The organism is Salmonella sp. SAL-020 (genome assembly GCF_017372215.1).
Lineage (GTDB): Bacteria > Pseudomonadota > Gammaproteobacteria > Enterobacterales > Enterobacteriaceae > Salmonella > Salmonella enterica.
Map to the genome: position 1 here is coordinate 3,556,156 of NZ_CP071690.1, position 19,685 is coordinate 3,575,840.

The 19,685-nt window shown below is 49.6% G+C and carries 17 protein-coding genes, 1 tRNA gene and 3 pseudogenes; 7 read left to right on the forward strand and 14 right to left on the reverse strand.

The window, feature by feature from the left end; genetic code table 11:
* Nucleotides 1-24 precede the first annotated feature (24 nt).
* Genes stbB through stbE form a run of 4 tightly spaced genes read left to right on the forward strand, consistent with a single transcriptional unit; the run spans nucleotide 25 to nucleotide 5,385 of the window.
* Nucleotides 25-786: a fimbrial biogenesis chaperone StbB gene (gene stbB / locus J1G48_RS17380; RefSeq protein WP_000781492.1), complete on the forward strand. Its 762-nt coding sequence runs from the start codon at nucleotides 25-27 to the stop codon at nucleotides 784-786.
* Complete coding sequence (locus J1G48_RS17385; protein ID WP_000075344.1) at nucleotides 770-3,331, forward strand: fimbrial outer membrane usher protein; 2,562 nt, start codon at nucleotides 770-772, stop codon at nucleotides 3,329-3,331. The genes stbB and J1G48_RS17385 overlap by 17 nt, the downstream gene beginning before the upstream one ends.
* Nucleotides 3,332-3,335: 4 nt before the next feature.
* On the forward strand, nucleotides 3,336-4,661 hold the full coding sequence (gene stbD, locus J1G48_RS17390; RefSeq protein ID WP_000899098.1) for a fimbrial usher protein StbD: 1,326 nt from the start codon (nucleotides 3,336-3,338) through the stop codon (nucleotides 4,659-4,661).
* A complete protein-coding gene (stbE, locus tag J1G48_RS17395; RefSeq protein WP_001247028.1) occupies nucleotides 4,627-5,385 on the forward strand; it encodes a fimbrial biogenesis chaperone StbE in 759 nt (252 codons plus the stop codon). Before stbD ends, stbE begins: the two co-directional genes overlap by 35 nt.
* 46 nt (nucleotides 5,386-5,431) lie before the next feature.
* Here stbE and J1G48_RS17400 read toward each other — a convergent pair whose 3' ends face one another.
* Nucleotides 5,432-5,830, reverse strand: a complete 399-nt coding sequence (locus J1G48_RS17400) for an outer membrane protein (protein ID WP_000766837.1) — start codon at nucleotides 5,828-5,830, stop codon at nucleotides 5,432-5,434.
* Between the two features lie 691 nt (nucleotides 5,831-6,521).
* Between J1G48_RS17400 and J1G48_RS17405 the strand changes: the two genes are divergently transcribed.
* A complete protein-coding gene (locus J1G48_RS17405) occupies nucleotides 6,522-6,794 on the forward strand; it encodes a hypothetical protein (protein ID WP_001675688.1) in 273 nt (90 codons plus the stop codon).
* On the opposite strand, the gene J1G48_RS17410 is transcribed toward J1G48_RS17405, so the two are convergent.
* The 8 genes and pseudogenes from J1G48_RS17410 to J1G48_RS17450 form a co-directional block, all read right to left on the reverse strand.
* Nucleotides 6,739-7,704 (reverse strand): LysR family transcriptional regulator, encoded by a 966-nt coding sequence (locus J1G48_RS17410; RefSeq protein WP_000859023.1) that lies wholly within the window; start codon nucleotides 7,702-7,704, stop codon nucleotides 6,739-6,741. The two genes, J1G48_RS17405 and J1G48_RS17410, sit on opposite strands and share 56 nt — an antisense overlap.
* Before the next feature lie 33 nt (nucleotides 7,705-7,737).
* Nucleotides 7,738-8,652, reverse strand: coding sequence for an alpha/beta hydrolase (locus J1G48_RS17415; protein WP_000105597.1), 915 nt, complete (start codon nucleotides 8,650-8,652; stop codon nucleotides 7,738-7,740).
* Complete coding sequence (locus tag J1G48_RS17420) at nucleotides 8,652-9,530, reverse strand: fumarylacetoacetate hydrolase family protein (RefSeq protein WP_000780208.1); 879 nt, start codon at nucleotides 9,528-9,530, stop codon at nucleotides 8,652-8,654. The genes J1G48_RS17415 and J1G48_RS17420 overlap by 1 nt, the downstream gene beginning before the upstream one ends.
* A gap of 14 nt (nucleotides 9,531-9,544) precedes the next feature.
* Entirely contained in the window at nucleotides 9,545-10,171 is a 627-nt protein-coding gene (gene leuD / locus J1G48_RS17425) for a 3-isopropylmalate dehydratase small subunit (RefSeq protein ID WP_000379342.1), read from the reverse strand.
* Nucleotide 10,172: 1 nt separating this feature from the next.
* Entirely contained in the window at nucleotides 10,173-11,594 is a 1,422-nt protein-coding gene (gene leuC, locus J1G48_RS17430) for a 3-isopropylmalate dehydratase large subunit (protein WP_001274865.1), read from the reverse strand.
* Between the two features lie 131 nt (nucleotides 11,595-11,725).
* Nucleotides 11,726-12,964, reverse strand: coding sequence for an MFS transporter (locus J1G48_RS17435; RefSeq protein ID WP_012543325.1), 1,239 nt, complete (start codon nucleotides 12,962-12,964; stop codon nucleotides 11,726-11,728).
* Between the two features lie 341 nt (nucleotides 12,965-13,305).
* On the reverse strand, nucleotides 13,306-13,629 hold the full coding sequence (locus J1G48_RS17440) for a DUF1889 family protein (protein WP_001673904.1): 324 nt from the start codon (nucleotides 13,627-13,629) through the stop codon (nucleotides 13,306-13,308).
* A gap of 206 nt (nucleotides 13,630-13,835) precedes the next feature.
* Nucleotides 13,836-14,180, reverse strand: a pseudogene (locus J1G48_RS17450) (diol dehydratase reactivase ATPase-like domain-containing protein); the annotation flags it as partial.
* A gap of 66 nt (nucleotides 14,181-14,246) precedes the next feature.
* Between J1G48_RS17450 and J1G48_RS17455 the strand changes: the two are divergent.
* Nucleotides 14,247-14,953: pseudogene (locus tag J1G48_RS17455) on the forward strand (IS3 family transposase); the annotation flags it as partial.
* Here J1G48_RS17455 and J1G48_RS17460 read toward each other — a convergent pair.
* The 4 genes and pseudogenes from J1G48_RS17460 to proB all read right to left on the reverse strand — a co-directional run.
* Nucleotides 14,948-15,154 (reverse strand): annotated as a pseudogene (locus tag J1G48_RS17460) (Arm DNA-binding domain-containing protein); the annotation flags it as partial. The pseudogenes J1G48_RS17455 and J1G48_RS17460 overlap by 6 nt on opposite strands.
* Before the next feature lie 163 nt (nucleotides 15,155-15,317).
* A tRNA-Thr gene (locus J1G48_RS17465) sits at nucleotides 15,318-15,393 on the reverse strand.
* Nucleotides 15,394-15,508: 115 nt separating this feature from the next.
* On the reverse strand, nucleotides 15,509-16,756 hold the full coding sequence (gene proA, locus J1G48_RS17470; protein WP_000893239.1) for a glutamate-5-semialdehyde dehydrogenase: 1,248 nt from the start codon (nucleotides 16,754-16,756) through the stop codon (nucleotides 15,509-15,511).
* Between the two features lie 11 nt (nucleotides 16,757-16,767).
* Nucleotides 16,768-17,871, reverse strand: a complete 1,104-nt coding sequence (proB, locus tag J1G48_RS17475; RefSeq protein ID WP_001285275.1) for a glutamate 5-kinase — start codon at nucleotides 17,869-17,871, stop codon at nucleotides 16,768-16,770.
* 282 nt (nucleotides 17,872-18,153) lie between these two features.
* Between proB and phoE the strand changes: the two genes are divergently transcribed.
* Nucleotides 18,154-19,206, forward strand: a complete 1,053-nt coding sequence (gene phoE, locus J1G48_RS17480; RefSeq protein ID WP_001043667.1) for a phosphoporin PhoE — start codon at nucleotides 18,154-18,156, stop codon at nucleotides 19,204-19,206.
* Nucleotides 19,207-19,256: 50 nt separating this feature from the next.
* On the opposite strand, the gene crl is transcribed toward phoE, so the two are convergent.
* A complete protein-coding gene (gene crl, locus J1G48_RS17485) occupies nucleotides 19,257-19,658 on the reverse strand; it encodes a sigma factor-binding protein Crl (protein ID WP_000174693.1) in 402 nt (133 codons plus the stop codon).
* Nucleotides 19,659-19,685 lie beyond the last annotated feature (27 nt).

Consider the following 19,685-nt stretch of genomic DNA (forward strand, 5'->3'; position numbering starts at 1 on the left):
TTCAATCGCCAGGGAGTTGTTGAGATGAAAATGGATACCCGACATTCCGCATTATATTACTTAATAGTTTTTCTATTGCTGGCCCTACCCGCCACAGCATCGTGGGCGAGCGTTACTATTTTGGGTAGCCGAATAATTTACCCATCAACAGCCTCCTCCGTAGATGTGCAGTTAAAAAATAATGATGCAATACCTTATATCGTACAAACCTGGTTTGACGATGGCGATATGAATACCAGCCCGGAAAATAGCAGCGCGATGCCGTTCATTGCCACGCCGCCGGTATTTCGTATTCAACCCAAAGCAGGCCAGGTGGTACGCGTAATTTATAACAACACGAAAAAATTGCCGCAGGATCGTGAGTCAGTATTCTGGTTTAACGTATTACAGGTACCACCAACGAATATTGGCAGCGACAGTGGGCAAAATAAAATGTTGGTGATGCTGCGCTCAAGAATAAAACTTTTCTATCGTCCTGACGGGCTAGGTAAACCTGATAATCTGGCGAAAAAATTACAGATTAAAACGGTAAATAAGGGTTCCGGAAAAAGCGGTATTGTTATTGTTAATCCGCAGCCCTGGTTTGCCTCTTTAAGTAACCTGAATGTAAAAGTGAACGGCGCTTCGTATAACCTGGATGCTGACATGATTGCCCCTTTCTCCAGTCAAACCTGGTGGCTGCCGGGCAAACGGTCACTCAAATCCTTCTCCGGTACAGTCACCGTTACTTTGGTTAACGACCTGGGCGCAAGGATAAGCGAGAGCTACGATGTCCCCCACCATTAATTGGAACCGCAAAAGCCTTGCGCTATTGATCGCCATAGTTTGCTCAGGCTCCGCGCAGGGTGAAGAGTATTATTTTGCTCCTGCGCTACTTCAGGGGGCCACTTACGGACAAAATATTGCCCGTTTTAATGAACAGCAAACGCCTTCCGGAGACTATCTTGCCGACGTTTACGTTAATGGCACGCTGGTAACCTCGAGCACTAATATTCGATTTAATGCTGTAAAAGAGGGTCAACAGACTGAACCCTGCCTGCCCTTATCGGTGATGAAAGCAGCACAGATAAAATCACTCCCCGCGACCGACGCTGCGACCGAGTGTCGCCCGCTCAGGGAGTGGGTGCCTCATGCCGGTTGGCAATTTGATAGCGCCACGCTTCGCCTGTTGCTAACGATTCCAATGACCGAACTTACGCACAAACCGCGCGGTTATATCTCCCCTTCAGAGTGGGATAGCGGCGCGCTGGCGCTGTTTTTACGCCATAACACAAACTGGACCCACACCGAAAATACCGACAGCCATTATCGCTACCAATACTTATGGAGCGGTTTAAACATGGGCGTTAACCTCGGACTTTGGCAGGTCCGTCATCAAAGTAATCTGCGCTATGCCAATAGCAACCAGAGCGGAAGCGCCTGGCGCTATAATAGCGTTCGAACCTGGGTGCAAAGACCTGTCGCGTCTATTAACAGTATTCTGTCGCTGGGCGATAGCTATACGGACTCCAGCTTATTCGGCAGTCTGTCTTTTAACGGAGCTAAACTTGTCACCGACGAGCGGATGCGCCCGCAGGGCAAACGCGGTTATGCGCCGGAAGTTCGGGGCGTAGCGGCCAGTAGCGCGCACGTGGTAGTAAAACAACTGGGGAAAGTGATTTATGAAACCAACGTTCCGCCGGGCCCATTTTATATTGACGATCTGTACAACACCCGTTATCAAGGCGATCTGGAGGTAGAGGTTATCGAGGCCAGCGGTAAAACCTCACGTTTCACCGTGCCTTATTCTTCCGTGCCGGATTCGGTACGTCCCGGTAACTGGCACTATTCGCTGGCCTTCGGCAGGGTTCGTCAGTACTACGATATTGAAAATCGTTTCTTTGAGGGAACGTTCCAGCACGGCGTTAATAACACCATTACCCTCAACCTCGGTTCACGAATTGCGCAGCGTTACCAGGCATGGCTGGCGGGCGGCGTCTGGGCCACCGGTATGGGCGCGTTCGGCCTTAACGCCACCTGGTCGAACGCGCGCGCAGAGCATAACGATCGCCAGCAAGGCTGGCGCGCGGAACTCAGTTACAGCAAAACGTTTACCACCGGCACTAACCTGGTACTGGCGGCTTATCGTTATTCAACCAACGGCTTTCGCGATCTTCAGGACGTGCTCGGCGTACGCCGGGAAGCAAAAACGGGGATTGATTACTACTCCGACACGCTGCATCAGCGCAATCGCCTGTCCGCGACGGTAAGCCAGCCGTTAGGACGGCTTGGCACGCTTAACCTCAGCGCCAGCACCGCAGACTACTACAATAACCAATCGCGTATAACACAGCTACAAATGGGGTATAGCAACCAGTGGCGGAATATAAGCTACGGGGTGAATATCGCACGACAGCGCACCACCTGGGATTACGATCGCTTTTATCACGGCGTCAACGAACCACTGGACGTGAGTAGCCGACAAAAATATACCGAAACCACAATGTCGTTTAATGTCTCTATACCGCTGGATTGGGGCGAAAACAGAACGTCTGTCGCCATGAATTATAACCAGTCCAGTCAAAGCCGTTCCTCAACCGTATCCATGACCGGCAGTAGCGGTGAAAACAGCGACCTGTCATGGTCGGTTTATGGCGGCTACGAGCGTTATCGCAATAGTAATAGCGATAGCAGCGCGCCAACGACGTTTGGCGGTAATCTACAACAGAACACCCGGTTTGGCGCACTTCGCGCCAACTATGACCAGGGTGATAACTATCGTCAGGAAGGGCTGGGCGCGTCCGGCACCCTGGTTCTTCACCCTGGCGGTCTGACGGCTGGCCCCTATACCAGCGATACCTTTGCGCTTATTCATGCCGATGGCGCGCAGGGCGCGATCGTACAAAATGGCCAGGGCGCTGTGGTTGATCGCTTTGGTTACGCCATTCTGCCTTCGTTATCTCCTTACCGCGTCAATAACGTTACGCTCGATACCCGTAAGATGCGCAGCGATGCCGAACTGACGGGAGGAAGTCAGCAGATTGTGCCCTATGCCGGCGCCATCGCGCGTGTCAATTTCGCCACTATCAGCGGCAAAGCAGTGCTGATCTCCGTGAAGATGCCGGATGGCGGCATACCGCCAATGGGCGCTGATGTTTTCAACGGTGAAGGCACAAACATCGGCATGGTCGGCCAGAGTGGGCAGATTTATGCCCGTATCGCCCATCCGTCGGGTTCTCTACTGGTGCGCTGGGGAACAGGGGCAAACCAGCGTTGCCGGGTTGCCTACCAACTCGATCTTCACACCAAAGAACCGTTTCTCTATCTGAACAAAATCTGCGAGAAGGAATAGCACAATGCTTTTTAGTTTCCGAACGCTATTGTTTATCACCAGCCTGTTCGTCAGCGCCGGAACATGGTCGTCATGTATCAAAGTCACCGATAAGAGCGCGCTCTCTGACGCGGCGATAAAAGCGGGCTACACGGCGCAAAACTGGATCGGCGCAACTGACACGAATACCGGTAATATCGGTTTGCCAACGGTGATTAGCGTCAGTAATAGTGAAACTTTTCAACCCTCCGGCACACTATTGGCCAGTGGGATCGGTAACTTCCTGACGGCCGCCACCGGCACGCCCTATTCCAGTAAACAGGTACTTTACCGCTGCGATTCCGCCGATGCCGGGAAGCTCTATGAGATGTATTCGACAAATGGCGATAGCGCTTTTGCGGGGGCATTTTTTACTCCCGAAGTAGAAGGCGCTTATTATGATGTGGAGCGTAATGTTGCTGTCCGTATGACAAACCTCAGTACCGGCGAATATTACAGCCGCTTCTGGAAAGAACGCCAACTTACCGCAGACAGTTGGTTTCAGGATGACAAATATATTTATATTCCTGCCAGCGCGTTTAGCAACGTGTTATATGAGATGTTTAAAATTGACTCAAGAAAATATTTTGCCTACCAGAATCCAATGGACCGAGATACCTGGACGCAGCCTCGGGGTTATATCGCGTTTAAAGGCCCAGGCTTGATTACCGAGCGGATCAAAGCGGGACTGGATCATGCCAGCGATTATTATGGCTGGCCCAGCTATTGGCCCGGGGCATGGAGTACATATAATAGCGTCACCTATGTTCGCGGCGCGTTATGTAAAATCACAGATTATCCTGCGATCGTGAAAATTCCCCCTGTCGCCGTCGGCATATTAGCCGCCGGAGGCAATAGTCAGGCGCCTTTCCACGTCAGCCTGGAATGTGAGTCCGGTGCCGTGTCCAGTGCCCTCCCGTCCACCAGCGCCGCTAATGTCGCAATGGGTTTTGTCGTTAATCAACCCACCGCCGTGGCGGCGGCGCGTCGCCTGGGGCTAACCACATCCGCAGGCGGTCTGTCGTGGCTACTGGACACCCATTATGGCGAACCTGGCGTAGCTTCCGGAGTGGGTATCCGCATCTATAACGATGCCGGTACGCCGATTAACCTGTTACCCGATCGGATCAAGACAGGCACTGGCAACGCCCGAGGCTGGTATGGCTATAAAGATTTAACCACACGGGTATCATCCGGTTCAGTAGAAACCTATAGCGGTGATTTTACTGCCTCGCTTGAGGCGATCGGCGGACAAACAGTAACGGCAGGAAGCGTGAATGCGCAATTACAGGCAGTGGTTAGTTTTCAGTAAAGTCATATTAACGCTACTTGGGTTGACGGGATGGTATGGCCCGGCACAAGCTGCCGTTAATATTGACAGAACCCGAATTATTTTTGCTTCAGATGATGTCGCTCAATCGTTGACATTATCCAACGATAATACAACGCCGATGCTGTTACAGGTATGGACCGACGCCGGAAACATTGACGCCTCTCCGGATAATAGCAAAACGCCGCTGGTGGCGCTGCCGCCGGTATTTAAAATGCAGCCAGGAGAACTGAGAACGCTTCGCCTGCTCCTGAGTTCCCGCCAGCAGCTGGCAACGGACCGGGAGAGTCTCTTCTGGCTAAACATTTATCAGATACCGCCAGTCACCCAGGACATTAAAAACCACCCGCGAAAACTGGTATTACCGCTTCGTTTGCGGCTAAAAATTTTAATTCGCCCGACCGAATTAAAAGCGCCCACGGAAGCGGAGGAGAAAAAATTACGCTTTATTGCTAAAGAAAATACTATACGGATAGTTAACCCCACCTCGTGGTATATGAGTTTAACGTTAACGATGGATAACAAGAAAAGTATCGGCGATATCATGGTTGCGCCGAAAACAGCACTTGATGTGCCGCTAACACGCTCGCCAACGCCGGGAGCATCGATAAATTATGCAGTAATCAATGATTCCGGGAACTGGCGACAATATACCGCCATACTGGAAAAATATATTAGTAAGAGTGATTTTATTCCTGAGTTTTGATGGGAAATATTCAGGGATACGATCGTATCCCTGAGGCAAGCCAGACTCAGCATGTACCATTGTCAAAAATAGCATTAAGCTGATATTTTACTTTTTGCACGGCATCTTTGTTCTGTTGAGTTCCCTTCTCCTCAACAGACATATCCCATACGTTTTCATTATCTGATTCAATTAATGTGTAGAACGTATTATTATTACGCATCATATAACCACGAAAATTATTTTCGATGCCCGTTGTCACAGGCTTAGCAACCCCTGAAATAACAGACTCCGTCTCTTTATTGAAAATCTGGTATTGAATATTTGCGCAGTTTAAATCACAGGGAGAACATTTAAGATTTAAAACAAGCAGTATCGTGTTATTTTCAAAAACAAGGGCATAATGATTGCTGGCAGATGAACATAACGGGAATAGCGCGAGAAGGAGGATTATTATCAATTTCATATAGTTATATAGACTCCATCAAAGAAAACTTTCATTTCACGCCCCTGAGAATAGCGAAAGGCATACCATGCAGAACGAATGCTTTTCCGAGCTGACGTCCTCATAGACATTTATACCATGCTCAGCAAGTATGCGAGAAAGAAAATGAGAAGATTGTTATGACAGAAAAGGTTGTAACGATAACAGGAACAATACCTATTTCATATTCATTTAATTAATAATATTAATTTTCTATTTCATCTTTGGTAATACCCCCAATGGATTTTCCGCCTATAATGCTGCACAGGTAGCTACTTCTCTTTTGCTGTGAGAAAACATTACATTGGTATAACTAATGAGAATGAGCAGAGGCATTAAGTCACGTAATATTGCGTTTCCTCTGTTAAGGCTTTTGTGTGAAAAGAGCATTACTGTTAGTCAGTTAGGTAGCATTACATAAGCATAACTAAATTTGAGAAAACCTCGAAAAATCAGCATATTGAATTGATGGATGGTATTGTTTTTTAAAGAATTTTAATTACCAACCTGCGATAATACGCTTAAGATGAACACATATCTATTGAGCTAAAGTAGTCGCTCAATCAATCTGATTGTTATGGAGTGAGTGTGTGATACTTACAATGCCATCCAGCCGATACCAATAGAATTCTCAACCTCCGATAATCGTCACCCAAAAATCAGGAGATAAAATATGACGTTAAAACCAGGTGAGAAATCCGGTAATAATGGAGGTATCTATGTGGAGGTTGGGCCTCGTGGTGGGATAAAAGATAACTTTGCCACGATAGCGGAAACAAAACCGCGCCACCAACGCAACGCCCTAAAAGCTACTGGGTGCTGGCAAAAAGAACACCTAACAGTAAACGTAAGTCAGAGCATCTGGCGCCACGACAGTTGGCGCCGACTGATCACAGTACGCCCGGTGCTTTACCGCCTGGCAAGCATTGTGCAAGATGCTCCGTGAGGAAATCGATGCAGATTTTGATACGATCAGAACTTGATGAACGCCGGGTATATACAGCCCAGATATTCGCTTCCTGATACCACTGAGGCAACACGCGAACCAGCTCACCTCGTTCAATATACTGCGCAACATCCCATTCCGACCGCAATGTAATGCCATGGCCTTTCAAGGCCCAAATAAGCACCACACTGCCGCTGTTGGAAGAATGAAAACCGTTTAGTCGGCAATGTGTCTGCTGCTTACCGTCCGTTAATATCCAATTGCCAAATGCCGAGTTTTTTTCCTGAATCATTAGGCAATCGTGCTGCACAAGCGCACTAACAGACTCTGGCTTGCCGTGGCGTTCGAGGTATTCAGGGGAAGCACACAGGATCCGTCGATTAGTGGCTAACTGCCGTGCGATATACAATTCGTTGATATCATCCCCAACGCGAATTTCAATATCGATCCCCTCTTCCACCAGATCCACTTCACGATCCGTTAGCGTGAGTTTTACCGTAATATCAGGATAGGCGATCATAAATGACGACAGCGCCTCTGCGACATATTTATGCCCAAAACCAAATGAGCAGTTGATGGTGATATTACCAGCCAACACACCACGTTGATTATCCAAACGACTGACAAAACCATCCATTTCACTGACGACCTGCATAGCCCCACCCAGCGCATTTTCGCCTTCCGGTGTGAGACGCATCACTCTGTTATTTCGAAAAAAAAGCCGGGCGTTGAGACATTTTTCAAGGATAGCGATACGTTTGCTGATATAGGAGGGAGATAACCCCAGCTCCAGCGCTGCCCGGGCAAATCCACCGTTGCGAGCAACGGTGACAAAAACGAAAAGATCTTCAACAGAAGGCCAGCCCTCAAGGGGCTGGCGATGTTTTTTTCCTACAGGTGTCGTTTTCATAGCATCAGTGCGAAGTTGCAAAGGATGACCGAGTTATAACACTGAATGTAAAAAGGACTGAAGTTTCTGGATAAAGTACTCAGGACACTCTTCCTGCGGGGAGTGTCCGCAAGGCAATGCTTCCCCCTGAACGTTTAGCGCCTTTTCTTTCCAGGTACCAACCACATTATATAGTTGCCCTACCGTTCCCAGCCCTCCCCACAGCAACTGTAACGGACACCGGATACGCGCCGACGTATCTGCGGCATCATCGTCCAAATCAATCGTCGCAGCAGCCCGGTAGTCCTCACAGATCGCGTGGATCATCTCAGGGTTCTGGTAACAGCGCAGGTATTCATTGAATGCTTCCTGCGAGGTCGCGCCCTCTATTTTTAGCTGGCCAGAAATATGCTTACGCAGAAAAAATGCCGGATCGTGCGCAATCATCGTTTCGGGTAACGGGAAAGGTTGAATCAGGAAAAACCACCAAAAGTAACGCGTAGCAAAGGATTTATCGGTCAAGGCGTACATCGTCGCGGTTGGAGCAATGTCGATAAAAGTACAACAGGTCACACGATCCGGATAATCCAGCGCGAGCCTGTGTCCTACGCGTCCGCCACGATCATGCCCTACAAAGGCAAAACGGGAAAAGCCGAGCGCATCCATTAACATGACGATATCCTGCGCCATGGTGCGCTTTGAATAGGTACGGTGCGCCGGATCGCTCGTTGGTTTATCGCTGTCGCCATAGCCACGCAAATCCGGCAAAATGACTGTATGATTTTGCGCCAATGTCGGTGCGACTTTCCGCCATGTTGTATGATTCTGCGGATGCCCATGTAGCAGTACCAAAGGTGAACCGCTGCCTCCGATAGCCACTCTTACCGTCAGACCATTTTCCAGACGAACATCCTTGAGCGCAACCCCCGGAATAAACGGAGAGGCGCCGCATTCAATCAGTGTACTCATCACTTTCTCCCGTCATGCCAGCTAACAGATGATGTTAAATAACGGCTATCCCGGACGACATTGCGCAGGGTTCCAATATGTTCAATCTCAACTTCAATAACATCACCATCGTGTAAAAACAGCGGTGGAACGCGTTTTTTGCCCACTCCACCAGGCGACCCTGTGAGGATCGTGTCGCCAGGGGAAAGCAGAGTAAAGGTGCTTATATAAGCAATGAGTGAAGCGATAGGATGGATCATATTTGCCGTAGATTCGTTCTGCACCTCCCGCCCGTTTAGTCGTGTCAGTAAACGTAGCATCTGGGGATCGGGAATGTCGTCTGTGGTCACCAGACACGGACCGAATGATCCTGTCGAAGGCCAGTTTTTTCCAGCCGTAAACCAGCTATGCTGCCAGTCCCTCACTGAACCATCCATATAGCAGCTGTATCCGGCGACATAATCTAAAGCATCCTCAGCGCTGACCCGGGAGCATGGCCGCCCAATCACTACGGCTAATTCACCTTCGTAGTCGAACTCATTGGTATTTTCAGGCTTCAGCAGCAGGCCATTATGCCCGGTCTGAGAATCCGCAAAACGGACAAAAAGGGTTGGGGCCGGGTTGGTTTCATTAAACTCAATACGCTTATCGGCGTAATTCATTCCGACACAGATGATCTTCTGCGGATCGTCAATCACCGGCAGAAAAGTGACTTCCTGGTAGTAATAATCCGCCGGCTCATCACACCATAACGCCGCATCCGTCAGCGCATTAGCGCACAGTAGAGATTTCAAAGTGGGATATTTGTCGCCAAGCCGCTGCGAGAGATCAATTATTCCGGTTTCCTGCATAATGCCGTAGCGTTTGCCACCGTTCACAAGATATTGAACCAGTTTCATTGCAGTCTTCTTCCTTAACCGCGCGGGGATGCAGGGCGTTTTAACCACGGCCGCCGTGAATAATGCGCAACCTCAAAATTTTCAATCTCCGGCAAGTATTGCAATGTCCAGGCTATCGCATCTTCGCCTGCGGCCAGCATCGCCCGTTTGAGTTCACTGATCACAAAGGAGATCGTTTCCTCTGCCGTCGTAATTTCGCAGCGATCGAGTGAAACAGTGATAGAATTGGTATCAGCACTCGCGGCAAGCTGCGCCAGGCGCGCCAAAGCAGGTTCATCTAATGAGACCGTGAGGATCCCGTTGCGTTGGCAGTTATCATCGAAAATGCCTGCAAATGTGCTACCTATCAGCCCCCGTATTCCCAGTTGTTTTAATCCCCATACGGCGTGTTCACGACTCGATCCACAGCCAAAATTGGGGCCAACCAGCAGGAATGTCGCGCTCTGCCAGCCCGGCATGTTCAGAATAAAATCAGGATTTGGTTGGCCGCCAGCCATAAAGCGACGATCGAAAAACACCCCTTTATCCAGCCCCTGGCGATCGATCCCTTTCAGGAACTGTTTTGGCATAATCACATCAGTGTCGATATTCGGTTCCAGCATCGGCGCAATTCGCCCGCTGATTTGCTTAAACGTATCCATCTTATTCCCCTGCCTGAAGTAATGACCGAACATCGACCAGATGCCCCGCTACCGCCGCCGCCGCAACCATCGCCGGGCTCATCAAATGCGTTCTTGCTCCAGCGCCCTGTCGTCCAGGGAAGTTACGATTCGTACCTGATGCACAGCGATCGCCGGGCGACAATACATCTTCATTCATCGCAAGGCACATTGAGCAACCCGACTGCCGCCATTCAAAACCGGCAGCAATAAAGATTTTCGCCAGTCCTTCTTCTTCCGCCTGGCGTCTTACCATTGTTGAACCAGGCACAATGATCCCGCGAACATGGCTGGCGATTTTGCGCCCTTCAAGCACCTTCGCAACGGCACGCAAATCCTCAATGCGACCATTTGTGCATGAACCAATAAAAGCGTGAGAGATACGAATATCTTTCAGCAACATGCCAGCCGTTAATCCCATGTAATGAAGGGCCTTCTCAAGCGCCAGGCGCTTAAGCGGATTGGTTTCCTGTTCCGGGAAAGGAACACGTCCGGTGATGGAACCTGTTTGATCCGGACTGATTCCCCAGGTGACTTTAGGCTCAAGATCATGGCAGTTGATCGCCACCGTCTTATCAAATACCGCATCAGCATCGCTGCTCAACTGTGACCATTCCAGCAATGCCTGCTGCCAGAGTTCACCTACAGGCATTTGCGGTTTACCGTAGATATAGTCAAAAACCTTTTTATCCGGCGCAATAATGGCACCACGCGCCCCCGCTTCTACCGCCATGTTGCAGAGCGTCATTCGTCCTTCAACGCTCAACGCGCTGATGGCCTCACCCACAAATTCAATGGCATATCCGGTCGCGCCATCAGCGCCAATACGTTCAAGCAATTCAAGAACAATATCTTTTGCGGAACAGGCGAAAGGTAGCTCTCCCTGAACACTTACGCGCATGGTTTTGAGCTTGCGGTAAACCAGCGTCTGCGTGGCCAGCAGATGTTCAATTTCCGACGTCCCGATACCAAAGCCCAGCGCGCCAAATGCACCGTAGGTTGTCGTGTGACTATCCCCGGCGGCGATCACCATGCCAGGCATCACTAGCCCTTGTTCATGAGCAACCACGTGTTCAATCCCCTGACGCGGATCCAGCACATCAAATAATGTGATGCCAAAGTCAGCGGCATTTTCCCGAAAGTAATCAACCTGTAGCTGTCCTCCCGGATCGGTCATTAAGTCATCCCGTTGCGACCGCGTGGGATTAACATGGTCAATATTCAATAAAAACGTGTCGGTGTGCCGAACGGTGCGGCCGCGTTCTCTTAACCCGCTAAATGCCTGCGGGCTGGTATATTCATTCAGTATTGAACGATCAATATAAAGTAAAACATGTCCTTCGTTATCAAGTTCACGAATGGTATGTGACTCAACTAATTTTTCATACAGCGTTTTAGCAGACATATATATTCCTGGAGCAACGAATATCCGGGTAGCCAAATATTCACAATTTAAGCTTTTAGCTATAGTGACACATTAATGAAAAAATGATGATTCCATTATGGAAAGTATAAAAACACACTTCGTGTCTATAATCAGAAACTCTCCTGAACTGACTGTTTTTTGATTTGCGGTTGTTTCTCATATTTTGCGAAAATAAACCGGCAGATAAATAATCCTATCCCCAGCATCATCAGACATGATGCCGCAATAGCATTCCATCCCTGCCAGGAGAAAAGATACCCGTTTAAATACCCCATTACTGCACCGCCAGAGTAGTAGCAAAGCAGATAAAACGATGTCGCCTGTCCTTTTGCGTTTGGACTCCGTGAACTGACCCAGGCTAATACGGTGGAATGAGCAGAGAAAAATGCGACTGACAGTAAAACGATACCTGAAATGAAAACCCACAGAGAAGGGGCGATTAGCGTAAGAAATGCACCGACCATCATACAGATGATCAGCATACTGAGCGCATTCATCGACCCAATATTCAACGCGACACGGGCAGCATATGGCGCAAGAAAAAAAGTTAATGAGAAGCTAACTGGAATCAAACCTATCCAGGTGTAGCTCAGCTCATAAGGCGGTCGATGCAGGTAAAACGCCAGAAAATTAAAGATGGACGTAAAAGAGCCGAAAAGAATAAATCCAATGACAAAACATAATGATACGCGGATATTCTTAAAATGTTCCAACCCGCCTTTCAACACTGCACCAAGCTGTAGTGAAGGTGTAGGAACAAACTGTCGGGATGTCGGGAGAAACAACTTCACCGCGAGTGCCATAGCAATCAGAACACCACCGAAGATAAAGAAAATCGTATCTATAGATACATGCTCCATCATCAAAGTTGCAAACACACGACCAGACATACTCCCTAGCGAATTGCCAAAAATAAAATATCCAGTAACAATCCCTGCCAAAGCAGGAGAGACTTCTTCACTGATATAGACTGTAACGGCCGCCGTAATACCACTTACTGCAATGCCGAGCAAAGCGCGGTATACCACCAGCATCGGCCATGATGATGCAGTTGCGCACAATAGAGTTAAAATACCTCCTGCCAGCAACGAATAAAAAATGATTGGCTTTCGCCCAAAACGGTCAGATAACGTGCCGCTAAATAACATGGCTAATGCCAGAAACCCCACCTCAGCAGACAAAATCATCCCTACCTGATTCAATGGGATATTATAAACCTCACTTAACTTTGGTAATAAAGCCTGGATTGAATATAAAGAAGCTAACTCTGCCAAACCCGCCAGAGGTAATATCATTAAAATAGGCAAGTACTTACCTATTGTCTCTTCAATATTATTTTTCATACACAATGTTCCGTAAAAGATCCTGATTGCCATCTGCCTGTTTGCCAACAAACATCCGTGTATACAATATTTATCTTTTACGTTTACAGAATTGACAGCGTTCACATTTTATTTTTCTTAATAGAGACGAAATGGAATCAAGTGTTTTATGAAATGTAGATCATCTAAGAATGACGCGGTAATGGCAACGTAGTAAGTTATGAACTATATATTTATTCAATAAATATATAGACATTAATTTGACGAAAAGAAATGAATCGGCAGTCCAAAACTGTCACTGGCAACCCCTTCTGAACGCCGCCATCCTTAGATGGAAACGTCCGTTAGCGTTTTATTCGATAGTCAGCTCACACGAGTTCTTTGAGCTGCTCCTGCATATAGGTCGAAAAATACTCTGGGTTTTTGATAAGGATGCGGTTACCGGAGGCGACTTTCTCTGCCCATCCGGCCACTTTTTTCGTGAACTCAGGATTCCATCCCTCCTGCTCACCCCGTGCCATCACAACTTCCGGACTCGCTGGCACACCTAAGTCATGCAAATACTTTAGAATTCCCTTAGCGGTGCTTTCATCCATTGAATGGGGCACTGGCGCCGAAGTATTCATACCACCAATAAAATCCAAGGCTTTTTCAATTGCTGTTGGCATGCTCTTATCCTTAAAATTAACCACGTGAGAGACACCTTGATACTATGTACCCAACTCCGCCGGGATATCAAAGAGAACATCGCCTTTCTTTGACTTACCCCGCAGCTAAACGCTTGCGCGGCTGTTTTCTGCACTATTTTTTGGCTTCTCCGGCTAAAACCAGCCCGGTCGCTACCGCATTGCGCGGGCCTTCAGTACCACGGATATTACCCTGCCCGGCGACAACGCCGTACTGCGCCATCGTTATTGATAATGGCGGCATCGGTGGATCCTGCGCCTAAATCGAGGATCGCCAGCGGCACGGCGCATCCATGCGTCGTTAACGCGCCAGCCACAGCCATGTTGGCTTCCACACCACCGACTTCAACTGGGGTATTTAACCGGGCGCTTAGCTCGCTGGCGATAGCCTGCATCTGTAAGCGATCGGATTTCACCATCGCCGCAATGCCAACGGCGTTTTCCATTGAACATTCCCCGGCAATGCCACCCTGTACCGCGCGGGGAATAAACGTATCCACCGCAAGAAGATCCTGGATATGCACGGCGTTCATGTCATGACTGGTCAGCGAGGCCATTGATCTTACCCAGCAATAGTGGACACGCGACTAAGTGAGTAAACTCACAAGTAAGAGGTGACTCACATGACAAAACCAGCATCAACCACCAAAAAGCCACGCAAGCAGCACACGCCTGAATTTCGTCAGGAAGCCCTGAAACTGGCTGAACGCATTGGGGTGGCCGCTGCCGCCCGCGAACTTAACCTGTATGAATCACAGCTCTACAACTGGCGAAGCAAACAGCAAAATCAGCTCTCTTCTTCTGAACGCGAGCAGGAGATGTCCGCTGAGATCGCCCGTCTGAAACGTCAACTGGCAGAACGGGATGAGGAACTGGCCATTCTCCAGAAGGCCGCGACATACTTCGCGAAGCGCCTGAAATGAAGTATGTCTTCATCGAAAAACATCAGGCTGAGTTCAATATCAAAGCCATGTGCCGTGTACTTCAGATTGCCCGTAGCGGCTGGTACGTCTGGCATCAGCGTCGTCATCAGATAAACCAGCGTCAGCGGTTCCGCCTTGTCTGTGATAACGTCGTCCGGGAAGCATTCAGTGACGCAAAACAACGCTATGGTGCGCCACGCCTGACGGATGAGCTTCGTGCTCAGGGTTACCAGTTCAACGTGAAAACCGTGGCGGCCAGCCTGCGTCGGCAGGGGCGGCGGGCGAAAGCCTCGCGCCGGTTCCGTCCGGTCAGTTACCGCAAACATGATCTGCCAGTCTCAGAGAATTGGCTGAAGCAGGACTTTTACACCAGCGGCCCGAATCAGAAGTGGGTGGGTGACATCACGACGAGAACTGGCATCTGCAAGTGTGATCGTCGGATACACACCCAGCGAGATCATTTTTGGCTTACCGGCAAAACGATAACGGAACCGCCAGCTCTTGCTTCCATTAGGTTCAATTAGCAATGACAACCCTTGCCCATCTCCGAGTGTATAGGCTTTAGTTTCAGGCTTAGCGCGGCGAATCTGCATATCGTTTAAAGGCATGTGGATAGGAATCCAAGACCGAACAGGAACATATACACAATCCTATACACATTCAGTGTCGGATTCTACTGGATGGTTACGGACGGTGATGGACAAAAAAGCAATAAAGTCGTTATAAATCAGTGTATTTATGGATGAATACGGACGTTTGAGGAACTTGAGATGGTGCCGATAATAGGAGTCGAACCTACGACCTTCGCATTACGAATGCGCTGCTCTACCAACTGAGCTATATCGGCCCTGAGAAGGGTGTGTTCACGCGGGTGAATCACGGGGTAGAAGGTTAAAACTAACCGGGCGGTGCGTCAATAGCCTTGCTACTCAACCGGCTATTTTTGCACCGCTCGACATTAATTACGCACGAATCGTACCATCGCCAAAGCCGATCCACTTATAGGTGGTAAGCGCTTCAAGCCCCATCGGACCGCGGGCATGTAATTTCTGCGTGCTGACCGCCACTTCTGCGCCAAGCCCAAACTGCCCGCCATCGGTAAAACGGGTAGAGGCGTTGACATAAACCGCAGCGGAATCCACTTCGTTCACGAAACGCGCAGCATTATGCATATCACTCGTCAAAATCGCATCGGAGTGCTGAGTACCATGTTCGCGAATGTGAGCGATAGCGCCATCCATATTTTCGACCACCACAACGTTCAGATCCAGAGACAGAAACTCGTTATCCAGCTTTTCCGGTTTCAGCGGCACCAGTTTGGCAGGGCCATGCAGTTGCATGACGGTTTCATCCCCATGCAACGTCACGCCGCTCTCCGCCATCTGCTTGCTCAGCGCAGGCAAAAAGCGTTCTGCGATGTCCTGATGCACCAGCAAGGTTTCCACCGTGTTACAGGTGCTCGGGCGCTGGGTTTTGGCGTTAACAATAATCTTCAGCGCCGGGGCGATGTCTGCGCTGCTATCAACAAAAATATGGCACACGCCAATCCCGCCGGTAATCACCGGAATGGTGGATTGCTCGCGGCACAGTTTATGCAAGCCTGCGCCGCCGCGCGGGATCAGCATATCGATGTACTTATCCATACGCAGCATTTCATTGACCAGCGAACGGTCCGGATTATCAATCGCCTGAACCGCCGCCTCCGGTAAACCGCAAGCTTTCAGCGCCTTCTGAATGACACGAACGGTTGCGGCATTCGTGCGATACGTCTCCTTCCCACCGCGTAGAATCACCGCATTACCGGTTTTCAGACACAAAGAAGCCACATCAACGGTAACATTCGGACGCGCCTCATAGATAACGCCAACCACGCCCAACGGCACGCGGCGGCGTTCCATACGTAGCCCGCTGTCCAGCAGACCGCCGTCGATCACCTGCCCGACCGGGTCGGCGAGATTACAGACCTGGCGCACATCGTCAGCAATCGCTTTCAGACGCGCAGGGGTCAGCGTCAGGCGGTCCAGCATCGCTTCGCTCAGGCCATTGGCTCGCGCCTGCTCAACATCTTGTACGTTCGCGCTGAGGATACTTTCCATTTGCGCTTCCAGTTCATCGGCTATTTTTTCCAGCACGCGATTTTTTTCGCCGCTGGAGAGCAGCGCCAGCTTATACGACGCCGCTTTAGCAGCAATGCCCATTTGTTCCAGCATATGCCTGTTCCTTATCGAGTAATCATGTCATCACGATGAACAGCGACCGGGCCATATTCATAGCCCAGAATCGCATCGATTTGTTGAGAGTGGTGACCGGCTATCCGCCGCAGAGCATCACTGTTATAACGGCTGACGCCATGAGCAATATCACGCCCTTGCAGGTTACAAATTCTGATGACCTCCCCCCGCGAGAAATTGCCCGTCACGCTTTTGATGCCTTTTGGCAGAAGTGAACTGCCACGTTCCAGCATTGCCGCGGTCGCGCCTTCATCAACCGTAATTTCACCTGCCGGCGGCGCGCCGAAGATCCAACGTTTGCGGTTCTCCAGCGGCGAGGCTTGCGCATGAAAACGGGTGCCGACGGAAATCCCCTCCATCACATCGCCGATCACGCCCGGTTTACTGCCTGAGGCAATAATCGTATCAATACCCGCGCGACAGGCCACGTCTGCCGCCTGAAGCTTAGTGCTCATACCACCGGTTCCCAGCCCGGAAACGCTGTCTCCCGCGATAGAGCGCAGCGCATCGTCAACGCCATACACATCTTTGATAAGCTCCGCCTGCGGATTGCTACGCGGATCGGCGGTAAATAATCCTTGCTGATCGGTCAGCAGCAGCAGTTTATCCGCGCCTGCCAGGATAGCCGCCAGCGCGGAGAGGTTATCGTTATCGCCCACTTTAATTTCCGCTGTCGCAACGGCATCATTTTCATTGATAACCGGCACAATATGGTTATCCAGTAATGCACGTAGCGTATCGCGGGCGTTCAGAAAGCGCTCTCTGTCTTCCATATCCGCACGCGTCAACAGCATCTGCCCGATATGGATACCGTAAATTGAAAACAACTGCTCCCACAGTTGAATCAGGCGGCTTTGCCCTACCGCCGCCAGAAGCTGTTTAGAGGCGATCGTTGCCGGCAGTTCCGGGTAGCCGAGATGTTCACGTCCGGCGGCAATCGCGCCAGAGGTAACAATAACAATACGATGTCCCGCGGCGTGTAGCTGCGCGCACTGGCGGACAAGTTCTACGATATGGGCACGGTTCAGGCGGCGCGATCCGCCTGTTAGCACGCTGGTGCCGAGTTTTACGACCAGCGTCTGGCTGTCACTCATGATTCTCTGCCGTTCAAAATAAGAAATAAAGACCAAATGAACGTTTTAGCAGGACTGGCTCCGGTTGCCAACAACCTGTACGCGTAGCGTGAAATTTTGTTGCGCAGGATCAGCAAGCGTAGCGGCGGAATTTGACCATTTTATTACCGCAACAATTAAACATATTTTTTTAAAAAAATTCTCACTTTGTCATAAATCTTTCATTACCGAACGTTAAAAACCTTCCTGTTTTTTACCGGGTCTCCCGACAAATCATAGCGCGTAATTAAAACAGGAATGGAAATGAATAAGAGCACTCTGGCAATAGTGGTGAGTATCATCGCATCAGCATCTGTTCACGCCGCCGAGGTTTACAATAAAAACGGTAATAAGCTTGATGTGTATGGAAAAGTTAAAGCCATGCACTATATGAGCGATTATGACAGCAAAGATGGCGATCAAAGCTACGTTCGTTTTGGTTTTAAAGGCGAAACGCAAATTAACGATCAATTGACCGGCTACGGGCGCTGGGAAGCTGAGTTTGCCGGTAATAAAGCCGAAAGTGATTCGTCCCAGCAAAAAACCCGCCTGGCCTTTGCTGGCCTGAAATTAAAAGATATCGGTTCTTTTGACTATGGACGTAACCTGGGCGCGCTGTACGATGTTGAGGCCTGGACGGATATGTTTCCCGAATTCGGCGGCGACTCTTCCGCCCAGACCGATAATTTTATGACTAAACGCGCCAGCGGGCTGGCGACTTACCGCAATACCGATTTCTTCGGCATCGTTGATGGACTGGATCTTACCTTACAGTATCAGGGGAAAAACGAAGATCGCGATGTGAAAAAGCAAAACGGCGACGGCTTCGGCACATCCGTGAGCTATGATTTCGGCGGCAGCGATTTTGCCGTCAGCGGCGCTTATACTCTCTCCGATCGCACCAGGGAGCAAAATCTGCAGCGCCGCGGTACGGGCGATAAAGCCGAAGCCTGGGCTACGGGTGTTAAGTATGACGCTAATGATATTTATATTGCGACCTTCTATTCAGAAACCCGCAACATGACGCCAGTTTCCGGCGGATTTGCCAATAAAACCCAAAACTTCGAAGCGGTTATCCAGTATCAGTTTGATTTTGGTCTGCGTCCGTCATTAGGCTATGTGCTGTCAAAAGGCAAAGATATTGAGGGCGTCGGCAGTGAGGATTTGGTGAATTACATTGACGTTGGCGCAACCTATTACTTCAACAAAAATATGTCCGCGTTTGTAGATTACAAAATCAATCAGCTTGATAGCGATAACACGTTAGGCATTAATGACGATGATATTGTGGCAATAGGGTTGACCTACCAGTTCTGATAAGTCGCATTGTGCCTGATGGCGCTGCGCCATCAGGCATGACAGCAGGGTTATGCCGACAGTTTTACCGGCTCGTCGTTGAAATCGTCAGACGGCTCCAGCGCCAGCTCCATAGAAATCAGCAGGTCGCGTAGCTTTTCATGAAACTCGCGTAGCGTGTATTCCAGTCGCTCCACCACTTCGGTTTCGTTAATCGGCACTGCGGTCCAGTTGCCCTCTTTATCAAACAAACCAAACTGATAACGATAAGTGAAGCGTTTCTCTTGTGCTTCCAGCTCCATCCACCAGCCCCAAAATTCACGCTTCTCTGGCGCGGGCTTCACGTTGACGCAAACTGCCAGGCAATCGAAAAAAAAACGATTGTCTTCGCACTGCCCTTCCCGGATATAGGGGCCAAGCGCGGTAAATTTCTTGATCAATCTACTTTTCGGGTGTCCACTCGGTAACGTCATTGCGATCTCCTTTAATGAAGCAACTGT

What these genes read in the sequence shown, in the direction of transcription:
- phoE (WP_001043667.1), top strand. Translation starts at nt 18,154, where the DNA reads ATGAATAAGAGCACTCTGGCAATAGTGGTGAGTATCATCGCATCAGCA.
- stbE (WP_001247028.1), top strand. Translation starts at nt 4,627, where the DNA reads ATGCGCAATTACAGGCAGTGGTTAGTTTTCAGTAAAGTCATATTAACG.
- J1G48_RS17405 (WP_001675688.1), top strand. Translation starts at nt 6,522, where the DNA reads ATGACGTTAAAACCAGGTGAGAAATCCGGTAATAATGGAGGTATCTAT.
- stbB (WP_000781492.1), top strand. Translation starts at nt 25, where the DNA reads ATGAAAATGGATACCCGACATTCCGCATTATATTACTTAATAGTTTTT.
- proB (WP_001285275.1), bottom strand. Translation starts at nt 17,871, where the DNA reads ATGAGTGACAGCCAGACGCTGGTCGTAAAACTCGGCACCAGCGTGCTA.
- J1G48_RS17420 (WP_000780208.1), bottom strand. Translation starts at nt 9,530, where the DNA reads ATGAAACTGGTTCAATATCTTGTGAACGGTGGCAAACGCTACGGCATT.
- J1G48_RS17410 (WP_000859023.1), bottom strand. Translation starts at nt 7,704, where the DNA reads ATGAAAACGACACCTGTAGGAAAAAAACATCGCCAGCCCCTTGAGGGC.
- J1G48_RS17385 (WP_000075344.1), top strand. Translation starts at nt 770, where the DNA reads ATGTCCCCCACCATTAATTGGAACCGCAAAAGCCTTGCGCTATTGATC.
- J1G48_RS17415 (WP_000105597.1), bottom strand. Translation starts at nt 8,652, where the DNA reads ATGAGTACACTGATTGAATGCGGCGCCTCTCCGTTTATTCCGGGGGTT.
- leuD (WP_000379342.1), bottom strand. Translation starts at nt 10,171, where the DNA reads ATGGATACGTTTAAGCAAATCAGCGGGCGAATTGCGCCGATGCTGGAA.
- leuC (WP_001274865.1), bottom strand. Translation starts at nt 11,594, where the DNA reads ATGTCTGCTAAAACGCTGTATGAAAAATTAGTTGAGTCACATACCATT.
- crl (WP_000174693.1), bottom strand. Translation starts at nt 19,658, where the DNA reads ATGACGTTACCGAGTGGACACCCGAAAAGTAGATTGATCAAGAAATTT.
- J1G48_RS17400 (WP_000766837.1), bottom strand. Translation starts at nt 5,830, where the DNA reads ATGAAATTGATAATAATCCTCCTTCTCGCGCTATTCCCGTTATGTTCA.
- stbD (WP_000899098.1), top strand. Translation starts at nt 3,336, where the DNA reads ATGCTTTTTAGTTTCCGAACGCTATTGTTTATCACCAGCCTGTTCGTC.
- proA (WP_000893239.1), bottom strand. Translation starts at nt 16,756, where the DNA reads ATGCTGGAACAAATGGGCATTGCTGCTAAAGCGGCGTCGTATAAGCTG.